General features: G+C 42.0%; 16 protein-coding genes and 1 rRNA gene. 9 read left to right on the plus strand and 8 right to left on the minus strand.

Annotated elements, in window-relative coordinates; all coding sequences use genetic code 11:
* Window positions 1-92 precede the first annotated feature (92 nt).
* From noc to rpmH, 8 genes are all read right to left on the minus strand, one after another.
* Complete coding sequence (gene noc / locus AC58UX_RS21785; RefSeq protein ID WP_497256558.1) at window positions 93-908, minus strand: nucleoid occlusion protein; 816 nt, start codon at window positions 906-908, stop codon at window positions 93-95.
* 408 nt (window positions 909-1,316) lie between these two features.
* Window positions 1,317-2,042 carry a 16S rRNA (guanine(527)-N(7))-methyltransferase RsmG gene (gene rsmG / locus AC58UX_RS21790; RefSeq protein WP_497256560.1) on the minus strand — a complete coding sequence of 242 codons (726 nt, stop codon included), beginning with the start codon at window positions 2,040-2,042 and terminating at the stop codon, window positions 1,317-1,319.
* 3 nt (window positions 2,043-2,045) lie between these two features.
* A complete protein-coding gene (gene mnmG, locus AC58UX_RS21795; RefSeq protein WP_497256562.1) occupies window positions 2,046-3,941 on the minus strand; it encodes a tRNA uridine-5-carboxymethylaminomethyl(34) synthesis enzyme MnmG in 1,896 nt (631 codons plus the stop codon).
* A gap of 46 nt (window positions 3,942-3,987) precedes the next feature.
* Window positions 3,988-5,364, minus strand: a complete 1,377-nt coding sequence (gene mnmE, locus AC58UX_RS21800; RefSeq protein WP_497256564.1) for a tRNA uridine-5-carboxymethylaminomethyl(34) synthesis GTPase MnmE — start codon at window positions 5,362-5,364, stop codon at window positions 3,988-3,990.
* Between the two features lie 73 nt (window positions 5,365-5,437).
* Window positions 5,438-6,055, minus strand: a complete 618-nt coding sequence (jag, locus tag AC58UX_RS21805; protein ID WP_497256566.1) for an RNA-binding cell elongation regulator Jag/EloR — start codon at window positions 6,053-6,055, stop codon at window positions 5,438-5,440.
* Window positions 6,052-6,822: a membrane protein insertase YidC gene (gene yidC, locus AC58UX_RS21810; protein WP_497256568.1), complete on the minus strand. Its 771-nt coding sequence runs from the start codon at window positions 6,820-6,822 to the stop codon at window positions 6,052-6,054. Before yidC ends, jag begins: the two co-directional genes overlap by 4 nt.
* 71 nt (window positions 6,823-6,893) lie before the next feature.
* Window positions 6,894-7,253 (minus strand): ribonuclease P protein component, encoded by a 360-nt coding sequence (gene rnpA, locus AC58UX_RS21815; RefSeq protein WP_497256608.1) that lies wholly within the window; start codon window positions 7,251-7,253, stop codon window positions 6,894-6,896.
* 135 nt (window positions 7,254-7,388) lie between these two features.
* A complete protein-coding gene (gene rpmH, locus AC58UX_RS21820) occupies window positions 7,389-7,523 on the minus strand; it encodes a 50S ribosomal protein L34 (protein ID WP_028557239.1) in 135 nt (44 codons plus the stop codon).
* Window positions 7,524-8,198: 675 nt separating this feature from the next.
* Between rpmH and dnaA the strand changes: the two genes are divergently transcribed.
* From dnaA to AC58UX_RS21865, 9 genes are all read left to right on the plus strand, one after another.
* Window positions 8,199-9,566, plus strand: a complete 1,368-nt coding sequence (dnaA, locus tag AC58UX_RS21825) for a chromosomal replication initiator protein DnaA (RefSeq protein WP_497256570.1) — start codon at window positions 8,199-8,201, stop codon at window positions 9,564-9,566.
* Between the two features lie 269 nt (window positions 9,567-9,835).
* Window positions 9,836-10,978, plus strand: coding sequence for a DNA polymerase III subunit beta (gene dnaN / locus AC58UX_RS21830; RefSeq protein WP_497256572.1), 1,143 nt, complete (start codon window positions 9,836-9,838; stop codon window positions 10,976-10,978).
* 14 nt (window positions 10,979-10,992) lie between these two features.
* On the plus strand, window positions 10,993-11,208 hold the full coding sequence (gene yaaA / locus AC58UX_RS21835) for a S4 domain-containing protein YaaA (RefSeq protein WP_497256574.1): 216 nt from the start codon (window positions 10,993-10,995) through the stop codon (window positions 11,206-11,208).
* Between the two features lie 27 nt (window positions 11,209-11,235).
* Window positions 11,236-12,354 (plus strand): DNA replication/repair protein RecF, encoded by a 1,119-nt coding sequence (gene recF, locus AC58UX_RS21840; RefSeq protein WP_497256576.1) that lies wholly within the window; start codon window positions 11,236-11,238, stop codon window positions 12,352-12,354.
* Between the two features lie 5 nt (window positions 12,355-12,359).
* Complete coding sequence (gene remB / locus AC58UX_RS21845) at window positions 12,360-12,608, plus strand: extracellular matrix regulator RemB (RefSeq protein ID WP_068667035.1); 249 nt, start codon at window positions 12,360-12,362, stop codon at window positions 12,606-12,608.
* A 36-nt stretch (window positions 12,609-12,644) separates the two neighbouring features.
* Window positions 12,645-14,561: a DNA topoisomerase (ATP-hydrolyzing) subunit B gene (gene gyrB, locus AC58UX_RS21850; protein ID WP_497256578.1), complete on the plus strand. Its 1,917-nt coding sequence runs from the start codon at window positions 12,645-12,647 to the stop codon at window positions 14,559-14,561.
* A 48-nt stretch (window positions 14,562-14,609) separates the two neighbouring features.
* Window positions 14,610-17,102 carry a DNA gyrase subunit A gene (gene gyrA / locus AC58UX_RS21855; RefSeq protein WP_497256580.1) on the plus strand — a complete coding sequence of 831 codons (2,493 nt, stop codon included), beginning with the start codon at window positions 14,610-14,612 and terminating at the stop codon, window positions 17,100-17,102.
* 84 nt (window positions 17,103-17,186) lie between these two features.
* Window positions 17,187-18,254: an HD-GYP domain-containing protein gene (locus AC58UX_RS21860; RefSeq protein WP_497256582.1), complete on the plus strand. Its 1,068-nt coding sequence runs from the start codon at window positions 17,187-17,189 to the stop codon at window positions 18,252-18,254.
* A 334-nt stretch (window positions 18,255-18,588) separates the two neighbouring features.
* Window positions 18,589-18,650, plus strand: a 16S ribosomal RNA gene (locus AC58UX_RS21865); the annotation flags it as partial.

The following is an 18,650-nucleotide window of genomic DNA, read 5'->3' on the forward strand; positions in this document are numbered from 1 at the left end:
GCAATTAGTTACCTTATGAATATTTGATAGATTCGTGCCATTAGATGCAAAAAAAACGGCTTGCGCCGTTTTAGGAAGCATAATTGCCTAAATTATCGCTTAGGAATCTTAATTATAATTTCATAATGATCCTCATGATCTTGTTCAGACTTATCAATGTTTAATCCTGAACTGGTGACCATTTCAACTGATTGACGAATCGTATTCAGCGCCAGCCTAACATCTTTCGAAAAAGATACGCGGCGTGATTTCTTTATTTTCGCAGCTTCCTTTAAGAAACTGATTTTAATCTCCGTTTGTTTCACGTTAAGCTCTTTTGCGATAATTTCCTCAAGGAGCTTCACTTGCAGCTCTTCTTGATCTAAAGCTAGTAGCGCTCTTGCGTGACGCTCTGTAATTTTACGTTCCATCAAAGCCATTTTTACTGGCTCGCTCAATTGAAGAAGACGAATCTTATTCGCAATTGTCGACTGGCTCTTACCAAGACGTTGCGCTAGACTCTCCTGTGTAAGATCGTGCATTTCAATCAATTGATGATACGCCGCAGCTTCCTCAATCGCAGTCAGTCCCTCGCGCTGTAGGTTTTCAATAAGTGCAATTGATGCCGCTTGCGAATCATTAAAATCACGAACGATTGCTGGTATCGTATCTAAACCAAGCTTTTTAGAAGCCCGCAACCGTCGTTCACCGGCAATTAACTCAAATGTATTGTTTTTGACTCGAACAACGATAGGCTGAATAACGCCATGTGTACGAATGGTTTGGCATAGTTCATCAATTCGATCATCATCGAATAGTGTTCTTGGCTGATAGGGACTTGGAACAATACTATGTACGGGTATGTTTTTGACCTCATCCGTCGTTGAACGATCTGTTAGGCCGAATAGCTTCGATATTTGTTCTTTCATAGGAAAACTTACCACCAACTCTTCCCGTAGATTAAGCGATCAGTACAGTTACAATAAACTTCCACAAAGTCCTCTTCAGGACGCGTGCGTTTATCTAAAAATACAGCCCTTGTCCATGTGTGAAACACATGCCAACTATTATCGCATATCGCATAGATAAGGACCTTTCCGTCCTCTACAAGGTGAAAAGATCTATTCGCCATTCCGAGACGATGCTATTCATGCTGTATGATTCTAGTAAATTTCTTCTATTAATTGCGAATATCCAACTATATGACATCACAAACAAAACCTAAGGCGAAGCCTGTTAGTTACGGGCTTTCACCTTATATAGGTATTCTCCATCGAAGGCGATAATCCTTCTATTTGATAGGCTAACATCCAAATGTTTCACGTGAAACATTTGCCTTATTTGAAAAGCGGTTCTTTTAAAGGAATCCCTGCTTTACGAGGATACTTAGCCGGTGTCGCCGCTGTCTTTTGAATTTCTACGAAGTGTCTTAGCGATTCCTCGATAGGGAGAATCATCCGAATGACATTCGTGATCTTCCCTCGTAATTCTACTAAGCTATAAGAAGAATCTTTAATCTCCTCTTCTACTTCTGAGCCCTTCATCGCAATGAAAGTTCCTCCACTCTTCACAAAAGGAAGACAAAACTCATTCAACACCTGCAGCTTCGCAACAGCTCTCGCGGTAACGAGATCAAAATGATCACGATAGCGAGGCAAACGAGCAATATCCTCTGCCCTACCATGCACACAGTCCATATTCAATAGACCCAGCTGAGAGACAACTTCTTTTAAAAATAGAATACGTTTATTCAACGAGTCTACGATCGTCACTTGCAGATGAGGAAAAGCAATCTTTAACGGGATACTTGGAAATCCAGCGCCTGAACCAATATCAGCAAGTGACTTCACCTTACTCATATCGAAGTTAAAAGCCACAGAGAGAGAATCATAGAAATGCTTGAGATACACTTGATCTCTCTCCGTGATACCTGTTAAATTCATTTTCTCATTCCACTCGACGAGTGTCTTGTAATATTGCTCGAACTGATCCAACTGCCCAGTAGATAGTGTAATATTCTCTTTGCCTAATAACTCCGTAAATTGTTGCTGAATCGCATCCATATCTTAACCTCTAGCCGCAATGACTCTGTTGTAATGTTCTAGATAAACGAGCAAAATCGAAATATCCGAAGGCGTAACCCCACTGATCCGCGATGCTTGACCAATGGAGATTGGACGGATTTTCGCGAGCTTTTGTTTCGCTTCCGTTGCAATACCATGAATCTCGCTATATTCGATATCATCCGGGATCTTCTTCTTTTCCATTTTACGTAGACGCTCAACTTGATTGTATTGCTTCTCAATGTAACCAGCATACTTCACTTGAATACCTACTTGCTCCTTCATATCTTCATCTAAGTCAAAAGGAGACAACGTCATTTGCTCAATATGCTTATATTCAATTTCCGGACGACGTAACAAAGAAATCGCTGGCACCGAATTCGTCAATTCCACACTTTCCAGGCTTCGCAGTAGCTCTTGTACATGAGGCTCAGGTCTAACCTTCACTTCAGACAAGCGTTCAATTTCTTGCTCGACAAGCGATTTTTTATTCAAAAATCTCGCATAGCGCTCTTCAGAAATCAATCCGATTTCATGACCAATCGGCGTCAAACGCAGATCTGCATTATCATGGCGCAGCAACAATCGATATTCCGCACGTGAAGTAAGCAAACGATACGGCTCACTCGTCCCTTTGGTCACGAGATCATCAATGAGAACCCCGATATAACCTTCCGAGCGATCCAAAACAACGGCTTCCTTCTCCTGTACTTTGCGAGCGGCATTAATTCCGGCCATCACACCTTGACCTGCAGCTTCTTCATAACCAGAAGTTCCGTTAATTTGGCCAGCAGTAAAGAGACCGCTAACTAGCTTCGTTTCCAAAGATGGCTTCAATTGCGTAGGCACGACTGCATCATACTCAATGGCATAACCCGTACGCATCATTTCCACTTTCTCTAGACCAGGGATAGAACGCAAGATGCCCAATTGAACATCTTCCGGCATACTCGTAGATAAACCTTGAACATAATACTCAGAAGTACTGTGGCCTTCTGGCTCTAAGAAAATTTGATGCTTCGGCTTATCGCTGAAACGAACAATTTTATCTTCTATAGAAGGACAGTATCTAGGACCAGTTCCTTCAATCGCACCAGAAAACATCGGAGCACGGTACAAATTATCATTAATAATCTGATGCGTCTCAGCAGACGTGTAGGTTAACCAACACGGAAGCTGCTCATTATGATTCGAACCGTATTTCGTTTCAAAAGAGAAAAACTTCGGTTGCTCATCGCCAGGCTGAATTTCAGTTTTGCTAAAATCAATCGTATCTTTATGAACGCGCGGCGGCGTTCCTGTTTTGAAACGAACAAGGTCGAAGCCCAGCTTGCGCAAGGACTCAGACAATTTAACCGATGGCTGCTGATTATTAGGTCCACTCTCGTACATCAGTTCGCCCATAATGACTTTCCCGCGTAGATAAGTCCCTGTCGTCAAAACGACAGCTTTTGCGAAATATTCGGCACCTGTTTTGGTAATAAGACCTTTGCAAACACCGTTTTCAACGATTAGCTCTTCAGCCATCCCTTGACGCAAAGTTAAGTTAGGTGTAGCTTCGATCGTTTCTTTCATTTTATGCTGATATGAAAACTTATCCGCTTGAGCGCGAAGCGCATGAACAGCTGCACCCTTACCTGTATTGAGCATGCGAAGTTGAATATAGGTTTTGTCAATGTTGCGACCCATTTCACCGCCGAGTGCGTCGATCTCACGAACAACGTGCCCTTTGGCCGGACCACCGATGGATGGGTTACAAGGCATGAAAGCAACCATGTCCAAATTGATCGTTAATAGCAACGTGTTGCAGCCCATGCGTGCTGAAGCTAGTGCGGCTTCACAACCTGCATGACCGGCACCGATAACAATAACGTCATAATCTCCTGCGTGATATCCCATAGAAACGTCCCTCCCTCTTTTATGAAAACGCAAATGCTGTCGATTTTCATTTTCCTAAGCAGAATTGTGTAAAAATTTGATCGATTAAGGACTCTCCTACCGAGTCGCCAATAATCTCCCCCAACTGCTCCCAAGCAGTTCGAATATCAATTTGAAGCAAATCAATCGGTACATATTGCTCATTCGCATCTAGCGTATCCTGTAAAGAACGCTTCGCTTGCTTCAACAAGGAAATATGACGAACATTACTCACATACGTCAGATCACTTGATTCAAGCTTGCCTTCAAAGAAAATCGCTGCGATCGCTTTCTCCAAATCCTCTATTCCTTTATTCTCAATCAGAGACAGCTCCACAATACGTTCTTGCGGGAAATAACTGAGAACTTGCTCCACGTCCAACTTGCGATCCAAATCAATTTTATTCAGAATAACAATTGTTTGCTTATCAGCTAACTGCTTCATTAACGCAATCTCATCCAGTTGAAGCTCGTCATTACTATTCAATACAAGTAATATCAAATCCGCTTCAGCTAACGCCGTCTTTGAACGTTCCACACCAATCTGCTCAACAATATCCGAAGTTTCACGAATCCCGGCAGTATCCAACAGCTTCAAGGGAATGCCGCCAATATTAACGAACTCTTCAATGACGTCCCGCGTCGTACCTGGAATATCCGTAACAATCGCCCTATTCTCTTGCGCCAGCTCATTCAGCAACGAAGACTTCCCAACATTAGGTTTGCCGACAATCGCCGTCTCAATGCCTTCACGCAAAATCTTCCCTTGTTCAGCGGTCACCAATAAACGATCAATTTCCAACATGACCGTGTCGCATTTCGTCTTAATAAAAGCAGTCGTCATTTCCTCGACATCATGCTCTGGATAATCAATATTGACCTCTATGTGGGCCATTAGCTCCACAAGAACATAGCGCAGATGTTTAATCTGCTTGGACAAGTTACCTTCCACTTGCTTTAAAGCCACTTTAAAAGCGCGATCCGATTTAGCTCGAATCAAGTCAATAACCGCTTCGGCTTGTGTTAAGTCGATACGACCGTTCAAGAAAGCACGCTTTGTGAATTCACCAGGTTCCGCTAAACGAACACCTTGTAAAAGCAGCAAATCAAGCACTTTCTTAACAGAAACAATCCCGCCGTGACAGCTAATTTCGACAACATCCTCCATCGTGAAGGACCGCGGAGCTTTCATTAACGTAACTAGAACCTCCTCTACCTTTTCGGAAGAAGCAGGTTCTATAATGAATCCATAATGTACCGTATGCGTGGCAGCAACAGATAATTTCGTATTTGAGCGGAAAATACGTTCAACATAAGTGACAGAATCCTCGCCGCTCACACGAATAACCGCTATCCCACCCTCACCAAGCGGTGTAGAAATAGCAGCAATCGTATCATTTAACATAGTTTTGCACCTCGAATTTACCTCATCTTAAAGAAAAAGCAATGACATATGAACCAAGTCATTGCAATCTGTGTTATTTAACAGCGATAACAACCCGACGGTTCGGTTCTTCGCCTTTACTGTACGTTTTGATAACAGGATGACCTTGTAATTCAGCGTGAATAATCTTCCGCTCCTGCGAATTCATCGGCTCCAAAATAACTTCTTTTTTCGACTTTATGACACGGTTCGCCAGACGTGTTGCTAGCTCTTCCAACGTTTTCTTCCGGCGTTCACGGAAATTCTCCGCATCTAAGATGATACGGAAATGAGAATTCGCATACCGATTCCCTACAATATTAACTAGATACTGAAGTGCATCGAGCGTTTGTCCTCTTTTTCCGATCAAAATACCTAATTCTGAACCACTCATGTTTAAGATGTAGCCTTCACGATCTTTATGTGTATCTATGGTGATGGAAATTTGCATCGCTTCGAACATATCTTGTAAGAAAGCTATTGCTTCCTCAAGTGGATCGGGAATCAATTCGAGCTCAACTTTTGCAACTCTGGATCCAATAAACCCGAACAACCCTCGTGAGGGCTGTTCCAAAATATGAATATGTACACGATCCTCCGAAACCTGCCACTGAGTTAATCCAGCTTGAACAGCTGCCTCAATTGTCTTTCCAGTCACCACGATTTTTTTCATTTCGACAGGCCACCCTTATTATTTTGAGATCCAGGCTTCTTTTGTGAACCAGGAGCACCATAGATGAAATAAGACTGAACAATTGTGAAAATGTTACCGTAAATCCAGTAAAGCGGAAGAGCGGATGCGAAGTTCATGGACATAACGAAAATCATGACCGGGAAAATGTACATCAAGCTTTTCATTTGTTGATTCATTTGGGAAGACATGAACATTTGTTGAATGAACGTTGTAGCCGCGGCAACCAAAGGAAGGATATACAGATGATCCGGCTTTCCAAGATTCAACCATAGGAATGTGTGTTCATGAATTTCTTGGTTACGCATAATCGCTTGATACAAGGCGATTAGAATTGGCATTTGAACAATGATAGGGAAACAACCAGCTAACGGGTTAACACCATTTTGTTGAAACAGCTTCATCGTTTCTTCTTGTTGTTTTTTAGCATCATCTTTGTATTTCTCTTTAAGCTTCTTCATTTCAGGCTGCAGATCCTGCATCCGTTTGGAGCTCTTGTATTGCTTAAGCGTAAGCGGCAAAATAATCAATCGAATAATAATTGTAACGACCAAAATGGATAATCCATATTGACCCCACAGATGATCAGCGAACCAGTCAAGCGTTTGCGAAAGAGGGTACGTAAAGTACTTAGTGAAAAAATTAGCCGTTGCTGGATCAATTGGCGTTGTAGCTGCACTTGGGGTACATCCTGATAGAAGCAAGATCACCGCAGACAGTGCAACTAACATATAAATTCGACGAGTCAAAATGAGATCCTCCTAAATGTCTTTTCCAACATAAACTATAACACAATATAAGCCCGCAAGGAAATATTGCGTTACTTTTTTGTAGCGTCATTTTTTTTATATAAAGAAGCTTTGCGAATCACATGCCAAATACTCTTCTCCATATCCGCGTAGGCCATATCCACAACCGGTTTTCTGGCAAGCAAAATGTAGTCGTACTGCGGTGTCATGTTGTCTTTTTTCAACCGAATAATTTCTTTCATCATCCGTCTCAATCGATTACGAACAACCGCGTTGCCAATCTTTTTGGAAACCGAAACACCGAAACGAAACTCCTCTGCTTTAGGCTGCGGCAAATAGTAGAGCACGAATTGCTGATTGGCCATGGACTTCCCATAGCGATACACCTTACTAAAGTCTTCTCTTTTCGCTAACCGATATTGTTTCTCCACAGCCATGTACACTCCAGACAGATCACATTCAATAGTTGAAAGAACACTTCATATCCAATCTAGTTTTAACAAAACCAGCTCGATGTAAACGGTAGACCAAAATGCAAAAAAAAAAGCCCCTTTCGGAGCCTTTTCTTACGCGCTAAGAACTTTTCTTCCTTTAAGACGACGAGCTTGTAGAACTTTACGACCGTTCTTCGTGCTCATTCTTTTACGGAAACCATGGTTCTTCTTACGCTTTCTCGTATTCGGGTTAAATGTTGGACCCATCTATAGCACCTCCCTACCTGGCTGAGGATATCCATCCTACAAAATTTCTACTACTCATTAAATCATTTTCAAGAAAGAAAGTCAACCTACCCAAGTGTGCAGTATTTGGATGAGAGGTAGGAGTAAGAATGTCTGAAACTCCTGTCAAAAGAATAAGCTGTGTATAAATTTTTGGCGAGAAAGAACAAACTTTGTCGAAAATCAACAGAATATCAACAATATCTTGTGTTGTGAACAATTCTTACCCACAACTTGTTGTTATTGTGGATAATGCGAAACAATCCGTTGATTAACAGGGTATCTTTTGTTAAGATAGTAATGTTTCTGCTGTGGATATACACCACTAATCCTCTGAGTTATCAACATCCTGTGGATAACAATGTGCACAAACTACCCTCTACAAGAATAAGTCATTTCTGCGGTTCCTTAATAATGTGGATAAAACCGACAAAAGTCATCCTTTTTTGACCCCACCGGACATAAGATTCTTTTAGACGATATTGGGCACACTATATGGTAATTACCTTTCCAATCGACATTCCAACGTGAAACGCGGTCAATCAACTTATGAATGGTCGCGGTAATGTTTTTCATTTTCACGTTTTATCTATATACATCATCTACAATGTTTCCCTGGCCTATGCCACATGTTTGATTCAAAAGGAGTGAAGTACTGTGGAAGGCCATTCTACGGACCTTTGGCAACAAATTTTAACGATTATCCAAACGAAACTCAGTAAACCAAGCTTTGACACCTGGCTCAAATCAACCAAAGCTTCTGTTTTCAACGATTCAACAGTCGTCATCTGCGCTCCTAACAATTTTGCACAAGAGTGGTTAGAAAGCAGATATACGAAGTTGATCGAGACTACTATTTACGACTTTACCGGTAAGCATGTATCCGTGAAGTTCGTCATTGAAACCGAAGAGCAGAAAGCGCAATCGACGACAGCTGTTCAGCCGGTTGTCATTCCGCCAAAAGGCCCAGCCATCGTTGCAGGTGAAGAAAACTTTACAAGTATGATGAACGCTAGGTACACCTTTGATACCTTCGTAATTGGATCCGGCAACCGATTCGCACACGCAGCTTCCCTTGCTGTAGCGGAAGCGCCGGCAAAAGCGTATAATCCCCTCTTTTTATATGGGGGTGTTGGACTAGGTAAAACTCATCTTATGCATGCGATCGGACACTATGTACTCGAACATAACCCAGGATCTCGGGTTCTATATATATCCTCCGAAAAGTTTACGAATGAATTCATCAATGCCGTCCGGGATAACCGCGGGGAAGGCTTTCGTAATAAGTATCGTACAATTGATGTGCTCCTCATCGATGATATTCAATTCCTTGCAGGAAAAGAAGGAACACAGGAGGAGTTTTTCCATACGTTTAATGCGCTGCACGAAGAAGGTAAGCAAATTATTATCTCTAGTGATCGCCCGCCAAAAGAAATTCCAACGTTGGAAGACCGCTTACGCTCGCGTTTTGAGTGGGGCCTCATCACGGATATTCAGCCTCCTGACTTAGAAACGCGTATCGCGATTTTACGCAAAAAAGCAAAAGCTGAAAATCTCGAGATTCCCAACGAAGCGATGATCTATATCGCCAACCAAATTGATACGAACATTCGTGAGCTAGAGGGTGCACTGATACGTGTTGTTGCGTATTCATCCCTTATTAATCAAGATATTAGCGTTCATCTAACAGCGGAAGCGTTGAAGGATATCATCCCTTCCAACCGCCCAAGAGTCATTACGATACAGGATATTCAGCAGCGAGTTGGAGAATTCTATGGGTTGAAGCTGGAGGATTTTAAAGCGCGTAAACGCACAAAAGCCGTGGCTTTCCCAAGACAAGTAGCGATGTACTTAGCTAGGGAGCTCACAGACTTCTCATTGCCGAAAATCGGAGATAATTTTGGGGGCCGCGATCATACAACGGTTATCCATGCCCATGAAAAGATCGTGCAGCAGCTCAAGGTCGATCAGGATTTATATAAGATTGTCCATAACCTTACCGAACGTATCAAAAACCCATCTTAATAACATCACATTTTTCATTAGCCTATGCACAATCTATTCACATGTGGATAGGCTTGATTTATCTTGGGTTCATCCACATATCCACATATCCAGAGCCCCTACTGCTATTACTAATAAAGAATGATATTATATAATGATTATGCTGACGCAAAATAAACGGCTACGCCGCCTTATTTTAAAAGAGCATTTTTCAAAAAATAGAGCTAAATTATCAAGTTAGATATATATATATGCTTATATTTTAAAAAAAGAACCGCAGGAGTGAAGTCATGAAATTAACAATCCTTAAAGACCATTTAATCGAATCCATTGGTCACGTTTCCAAAGCTATATCCTCTCGTACAACGATACCCATTCTTACAGGGATCAAAATAGATGCCACCTTAAGCGGTGTAACGTTAACAGCAAGTGATACCGATATTTCTATTCAAAGCTTTACGGCCAGTGAAAACAGCACAATTAAAATTATCGAACTTATTCAAGCTGGGAGTGTTGTACTTCCCGCTAAATTTTTCGTGGAAATTATCCGCAAGCTGCCTGCTCAACTCATTGAAATCGAAGTAAAAGCCAACTTTCAAACGATCATTCGTTCAGGTTCTTCCGAAATTCAAATTATGGGATTAGATCCCGATGAATATCCGCTGCTACCAGAGATTGAAGAAAGCAAAATGCTTCGTTTGCCTAGTGATATGCTTAAAACAATGATTAAACAAACGTCATATGCGGTATCTACGAATGAATCCACGCCGATTTTGACAGGTGTACTTTGGAACATTACGGGAGATAAATTAAAATTTATCGCATGTGATCGTCATCGTCTGGCAAGTAGAGAAGTAACGGTGGATAATGATCTAGCACAAAACCTGCCTAATATCGTTATTTCAGGACGTACTTTGAACGAGTTAAGCAAAATTTTGCCTGATCAAAACACCCTTATAGATATAGTTATTTCGGACAACCAGGTTTTATTCAAAATTCAATCCATCTTATTTTATTCACGTATTTTGGATGGTACGTATCCGGACACATCGAAGCTTATTCCACAATCCTTCCAAACCGAAATGGTTGTTCCAACGAAGGAATTAGCTGATGCGATTGATCGCGCCTACCTTCTCTCCAAAGAAGATAAAACGAATATCGTAAAAATGATCATGCTTGAAGACAAAACGATCGAGATCTCTTCCAGCTCATCCGAGTTAGGTAAAGTAACTGAGCAAATTGCACTGCAGCATATTGTTGGGGATTTACTTAAAATTTCGTTTAACTCCAAATACATGTTGGATGCGCTCAAAGTATTGGATTCTGAGTTTATTCAAATTGGATTCACCGGAGCGATGCAGCCGATCATTATGAAACCGCAAGATTCCACAAGCATTTTGCAGTTGATTTTGCCATATCGTACAACGAATTAAGGGAGCGCTCTCGCATGAAACAAATAGTTATCAACACTGAATATATTACGCTCGGACAGTTTTTGAAGTTATCGGACTGTATATCCACAGGTGGACAAGCTAAATTTTTCGTTGTGGAAAACAAAATCGAAGTAAACGGGCAAGCTGAAAATCGCAGAGGTCGGAAACTTGTGCCGAAGGATGTTGTGAAGGTAGAAGGTTTTGGACAATTCGAGGTCATAAGCTCCTGATCGGATTAACCAGGAGGATGATCGGCCATGTTTCTGAATAAACTTGTTCTCAGTCATTATAGAAATTACGAGCAGATTGAATTAACAACATCGAATAATGTCAATATTTTCGTCGGACCCAATGCACAGGGAAAAACCAATTTGCTGGAATCCATCTATGTCATGGCGATGACCAAGTCCCATCGGACTCACCAAGATAAAGAATTAATCGGCTGGAATAGTGATCAAACCCTTTTGCATGCGGAGATTCAGAAATTGTACGGGAGTTGTAAGCTGGATCTCTCCATCGGGGCCAAGGGGAAAAAAGCGAAGATTAACGGACTCGAGCAAAAAAAGCTCAGTAATTTTATTGGTGCACTGAATGTCGTGATGTTTGCGCCGGAGGATCTAGAGATCGTCAAAGGAACGCCGGGCATTAGGCGACGGTTTCTAGATATGGAAATAGGCCAGGTGCAGCCATCCTATCTTCATGACTTATCGCAATATCAGAAAATTTTGGTGCAGCGAAACAATTATTTAAAGCAAAATTACCCTGGAAAAAGCACACCTGACGCCATGCTGGACATCTGGAATGAACAATTAGCACAGTATGGTGTTAAAATTATGAAAAAGCGTCAAAACTTTATAAAGAAGCTCCAGAAATGGGCGGAGAACATTCACAGAGGGATAACAAACGATAGTGAAGCGTTGGTTATTCGGTACTCCCCTTCTTTTGACATGGAGCCATTTCAAGATGAATCTGTTTTATTAAACCAATTTATGATAAAGTTATCTTTGGTGAAAGATCAGGAATTCCGAAGAGGTGTAACTTTAGTGGGTCCTCATCGTGACGATCTTCTCTTTTACATAAATGACAAAGAAGTCCAAACGTACGGCTCCCAAGGTCAGCAGCGCACAACCGCGCTATCACTCAAACTCGCAGAGATAGAGCTTATTCATGAAGAGGTAGGCGAATATCCCCTGCTATTGCTAGATGATGTCCTATCGGAGCTGGATGAATATAGACAGACACAGTTAATTCGCACGTTTCAGCAGAAAGTCCAAACATTTATTACGACAACAGGTCTAGAGAGTGTTCATTTGGATCAACTGGATCATGCTTCCGTGTTTCATGTTTTGAAAGGAAATGTAAACGGCAGGAGCTGAGGAGCATGTTTATTCATTTGGGTGGAGAAAAAATTATTAGAGCCTCTGAGTTAATTGCTATTTTTGATATTTCGATTGAGAAGTCGTCCAAAATATCTAAGCAGTTCATCGGGCAAGCAGTAAAAGATAAGAGAACCGAGCAAATTGGTGAAGAAGATTGCAAGTCACTTGTTGTCACGAAAAACAAGGTGTATTATTCCCCTATTTCCTCAACAACGCTCAAGAAAAGAGCCAACCAGTTATTAACGAATTAACTTCTTTTTAATATAAAAAAGCAGGTGAAGAATAGCATGTCTGTGAATCAAAATGCGTACGATGACAGTCAGATTCAGGTTCTGGAAGGTTTAGAAGCCGTTCGCAAAAGACCGGGTATGTATATTGGTTCAACCAGTGCCCGAGGTCTTCATCATCTCGTTTGGGAAGTTGTAGATAATAGTATTGACGAAGCTTTGGCCGGGTTCTGTACAAAAATTGATGTAATCGTTCATAAAAATAATAGTGTTACTGTTATTGATAATGGGCGCGGAATTCCAGTTGGGGAAAATGCCAAGCTGAAAAGACCAACGCTCGAGGTTGTACTTACGGTACTTCACGCAGGTGGTAAATTCGGTGGGGATGATTCTGGTTATAAAGTATCAGGAGGTCTACATGGTGTAGGTATCTCCGTTGTTAATGCGCTGTCTGAACACGTAACCGTACAAGTTAAGCGTGATGGCCAAATTCATCAACAAGAATACCGCCGCGGAACGCCGCAATACGATGTTAAGCTAGTTGGAGAAACGGAAGAGACAGGGACGACAGTTACCTTCCAACCAGATCCTGAGATTTTCAAAGAAACAACGGAATATGACTTCGATACGCTGCAATCCAGAATTCGAGAGCTTGCTTTCTTGAATAAAGGCATTGAAATTAACTTGATTGATGAGCGTACGGATACGGTAGCAACACATATGTACGAAGGCGGTATTGTGTCCTTTGTTCAGCATTTAAACCGTAATCGTGAAGCCGTCAATGAAACTCCGATTTATGTTGAGGGTGCCAAAGACAATATCTCGATTGAGATCGCGCTTCAGTACAACGATAGCTATACCGAGAACATTTATTCCTTTGCTAATAATATCAATACACACGAAGGCGGCACGCATGAATCAGGCTTCAAGAGCGCTTTGACTCGGATCCTGAATGACTATGCGCGTAAAAATAACTCCTTGAAAGAGAGCGACTCCAATCTTTCTGGAGATGATGTGCGTGAGGGGCTTGCTGCGATTATTTCCGTCAAAATTCCTGAGCCGCAATTCGAAGGTCAAACGAAGACGAAGCTAGGAAACAGTGAAGTTCGTGGTATTGTGGAATCCCTCTTTGCCGAAAAGCTTCAGGAATTCTTGGAAGAGAATCCAGCTATCGCGAAGAAAATCCTTGAAAAAGGTATTCAAGCGGCTAGAGCTAGAGAAGCAGCTCGTAAAGCGAGAGAATTGACGCGTCGTAAGAGCGCTTTAGAAGTAAGTGCCCTGCCAGGTAAACTAGCAGACTGCTCTTCTAAAGATGCGTCCATTAGTGAGATTTACATTGTAGAGGGTGACTCTGCGGGTGGTTCAGCGAAGCAAGGACGTGACCGTCACTTCCAAGCTATTTTGCCGCTGCGCGGTAAAATTTTGAACGTTGAAAAAGCGCGTTTGGATCGTATTTTATCCAACACGGAGATCCGTGCGATGATTACGGCTTTCGGTACAGGAATCAGTGATGATTTCGATATCGCCAAAGCTCGTTATCACAAAATTATTATCATGACAGATGCTGACGTAGATGGTGCGCATATTCGTACCCTGCTACTCACCTTCTTCTACCGATACATGAAAAAATTGATCGAAAGTGGTTTTGTTTATATTGCTCAACCGCCGCTCTTTAAGCTGGAACGTAATAAAACAATCCGCTATGCGTACAACGAAAAACAACGTGAAATCATTATGCAAGAGTTCGGTGAAGGCACAAAAGTCAATGTTCAACGTTATAAAGGACTTGGCGAGATGAATCCTGAACAGCTGTGGGAAACGACCATGGATCCAGAAAGCCGTACGCTGCTGCAAGTTACGATCGAAGATGCGATTGAGGCAGATACACTTTTCGACTCCTTGATGGGCGATAATGTAGAGCCACGACGCGATTTCATCGAAGAACACGCGAAATATGTGAAAAATTTAGATATCTAACGTCGTTAGAGACGTTGCCAACGATGTAAGCTTTCAGGAGGAACATTCATGAGCGAAGAATTACATTCGCAAGTCAAAGAAATTGACATTTCGACCGAAATGCGTACATCCTTCTTAGACTATGCGATGAGTATCATTGTCAGTCGCGCACTGCCAGATGTTAGAGACGGTCTGAAGCCGGTTCATCGTCGTATTTTATTCGCGATGTCTGAACTTGGCATGTCTCCAGATAAGCCATATAAGAAGTCTGCAAGAATCGTCGGTGAAGTTATCGGTAAGTATCATCCCCATGGTGATACGGCTGTTTATGAAACGATGGTTCGGATGGCACAAGATTTCTCCTTGCGTTACATGCTTGTAGATGGACATGGTAACTTCGGATCGATCGATGGCGATATGGCGGCAGCTATGCGTTATACCGAAGCGCGCCTTTCGAAGATTGCGATGGAGCTACTTCGTGATATCAATAGAGAAACGATCGATTATGCGCCTAACTACGATGGAGAAGAACACGAACCCGTCGTTCTTCCTTCCCGTTTCCCGAACTTACTCGTAAACGGTAGTTCAGGGATTGCCGTTGGTATGGCAACGAACATCCCTCCGCATAACCTGAGAGAGGTTATCGAGGGCATTCAGATGATGATCGCCAATCCAGACATTACACCAATGGAATTGATGACAGCGATCAAAGGACCTGATTTCCCAACAGCTGGATTTATTCTTGGCCGTGAAGGCATTAGACAAGCTTATTCCTCGGGTAGAGGCTCGGTTACAATGCGAGCTAGAACCGTGATTGAAGAGAATAACAATAAGGCCAGAATCATCGTGAATGAGCTGCCTTATCAAGTGAATAAAGCAAGATTAGTAGAGAAAATCGCTGAGCTTGTACGTGAAAAGAAAATTGATGGCATTACAGACCTTCGCGATGAGTCAGATCGCAACGGAATGCGCGTTGTTATCGAGCTTAGACGTGATGTTAATCCAAATGTCGTCTTGAACAACTTGTTCAAACAAACAGCGATGCAATCCAATTTCGGTATTATTATGCTTGCGCTCGTTAACGGAGAACCGCGTGTATTGAATCTTCGTGAGATGCTGCACTACTACCTCAAACATCAACAAGAAGTAATTCGTCGCAGAACCGAATTCGATTTGCGTAAAGCGGAAGCGCGAGCGCACATTTTAGAAGGATTACGAATTGCACTTGATCACCTAGATCAAGTTATCGCCTTGATTCGTGCTTCGCGAACAACGGATGAAGCAAGAGAAGGACTCATGTCGACATTCAGTCTGAGCCTGGATCAAGCGCAAGCGATTCTCGATATGCGTCTACAGCGCTTGACTGGCTTAGAGCGCGAGAAGATCGAAGCGGAGTATGCTGAACTCATGAAGAGAATCGCCGAGCTTAAAGCGATTCTTGCCGATGAGCAGTTGATTCTAGCGATCATTAGCGAAGAACTCAACGAAATCAAAGAGAAGTTCGGAGACGAGCGTCGCTCTGAGATTACGGTTGGGGAAGAAAGCATTGAAGACGAAGATTTAATTCCGCGTGAAGATGTAGTTGTTACAATCACGCATACAGGTTACATCAAGCGTCTTCCAGTTACGACGTATCGCAACCAGAAACGTGGTGGACGCGGTATCGTCGGTATGGATACGAAAAATGATGACTTCGTAGAACATTTATTCGTAACGAATACACATCATTATTTGATGTTCTTTACGAATAAAGGGAAAGTCTATCGTTTGAAAGCTTACGAGATTCCAGATTTGAGCCGTACGGCTCGTGGAACACCAATCATCAATCTGATTCAGATCGAGCAAGGTGAAACCATTAATGCGGTTATCCCGGTTGAAAGCTTCGAAACGGATCAATACCTCTTCTTCGCTACGAAACAAGGGGTTGTGAAGAAAACGCCAATTGACGATTACTCCAATATCCGTAAGGGTGGATTAATTGCCATTAACTTGCGTGAAGATGATGATCTTATTGGTGTGAAGCTGACGGACGGTAACCAAGGAATCATCATGGGGACTCGTTACGGCATGTCGATTCACTTCCCTGAGCAAGATGTCCGTTCAATGGGCAGATCGGCTACGGGTGTGAAAGGTATTCACTTGGATGATGAAGATGTTGTCATCGACATGGACGTTGTCCACGAAGATAACAGCGTGTTGATCGTAACGTCCAAAGGCTTCGGTAAACGTACGCCTGTTTCCGAGTATCGGATTCAAACGCGTGGCGGTAAAGGGATTAAGACCTTGAATGTCACGGATAAAAATGGTCCGATTGTCGGTCTTAAAGTGGTACAAGAAGATGAGGATCTGATGATCATCACGGCATCTGGTACGGTAATTCGTACGAGTATGGACGGTATTTCAGTCATGGGACGTAATACACAAGGTGTGCGTCTGATTAATATACGTGAAGACGATGAGGTTGGAACGCTAGCTCGCGTACAGAAGAATGAAGAGCAGAATGAGAATGAGGAAGACGGCGACTGGGAAGAAACAACAGAAGCATCTGAATCAGAAGAATAACAAAAAGTAGGGATGGGGGCTTACAAACCCATCCCTTTTACTTTACAATATGGGTATACATAATAGTAAGGTGAGTGAGTGGCCATGCCGACAGTAGCCGTTTCGCAGTTAAAGTATGGTGAAAGATTAGGCGATATTGTAATAACGAAGATGGGCAATACGCTTTTTCATAAAGGAAGAGTCATTCAGGAAAGGGAAATTGAAATTCTGAAAGCATTTCTCATTCCTTCCGTATATATTGAATCCAAAAATAGCAACGAAGTGGAAACTGCCAGCGAAGAACCGAAAGTGAAAGATGCAGAGACGGTACATCCGTTTTATTTAGAATATCAGAATATGGTGAAGCTGCTCAAAAAAGTATTTCTACTTGCAAATGGTGGTCAACCACTTCCTATTTTAGAAATTCGGACAGGCCTAGAAGCGCTTATTCGTCATATCGATGCTTATAAAGTGCTCACCTTCACTCCAAAGAACCGGCATCTCCAGGAATATATTTATCATAAAAGTATACTAGTGAGCTTAACCTCCTATTCGCTAGCGAGATGGGCTGGACTTCCTCAGAAGGATTTAGTTCAAATTGCACTCGCAGGATTATTACACGATATTGGGACTAGTAAAGTGGACCGTGATCTTCTGGAGAAGAAGAATTCATTAACAGCGGTAGAAATGGACGAAGTTAAGCAGCATACATTGATTGGCTATCAAATACTTAAAAATATATCTGGTATCAACGAAGGCGTGAAGCTGACAGCTCTTCAACATCACGAACGCGAAGATGGTTCAGGCTACCCATTAGGTGTAAAGTCCGATAAGATTCATGTATACGCGAAAATCGTAGCCATTGCTGATATCTACAATGCGATGACGAATGAACGATATTACAAAGCAGCCCTTTCGCCTTACGTCGTATTAGAGCAGTTGTTGAACGAGTCCTTCGGTAAAGTTGATCCTACGCTTGTTCAAGTATTTATGAATAAATCTACGCAAATTAGTAATGGAACACTTGTGAAATTAAGTGATAATCGTGTGGGTGAGATCGTGTTCTCCGATCGTTCACATCCTACAAGACCTTGGGTAAATGTAAATGGTACAATCGTAAACTTAACCGTCGAGAGAAATCTCTTTATTCAAGATGTCATTGGCCATATTTAAAATAGCACCAAACCCCTTACTCGCTTAGAGTAAGGGGTTTTTTAAATCTATTTAATGATTATGTAAAAAAAGCTTGCAATCCCTTGGGGGATTTGTTATATTACTCCTTGTCGCTTCGGCGGTCGAACGAAAGAACGAAAGAAATTAAAAAAAGTTCTTGCAATTGAGTAGGCCGTTGTGATATATTAATCAAGTCGCCTTTGAAGGGCGAAGGATTAATAAGGAAATAATTGATCTTTGAAAACTGAACAACGAGTGAGTAAGCAAGTCGAGCAATCGATTATAAATGAGATTATTAATCTCGCTAGCATCAAAATGAGCAAGTCATCTTTCTATTATGGAGAGTTTGATCCTGGCTCAGGACGAACGCTGGCGGCGTGCCTAATACATGCAAGT

Source organism: Paenibacillus sp. J22P90, from assembly GCF_059692195.1.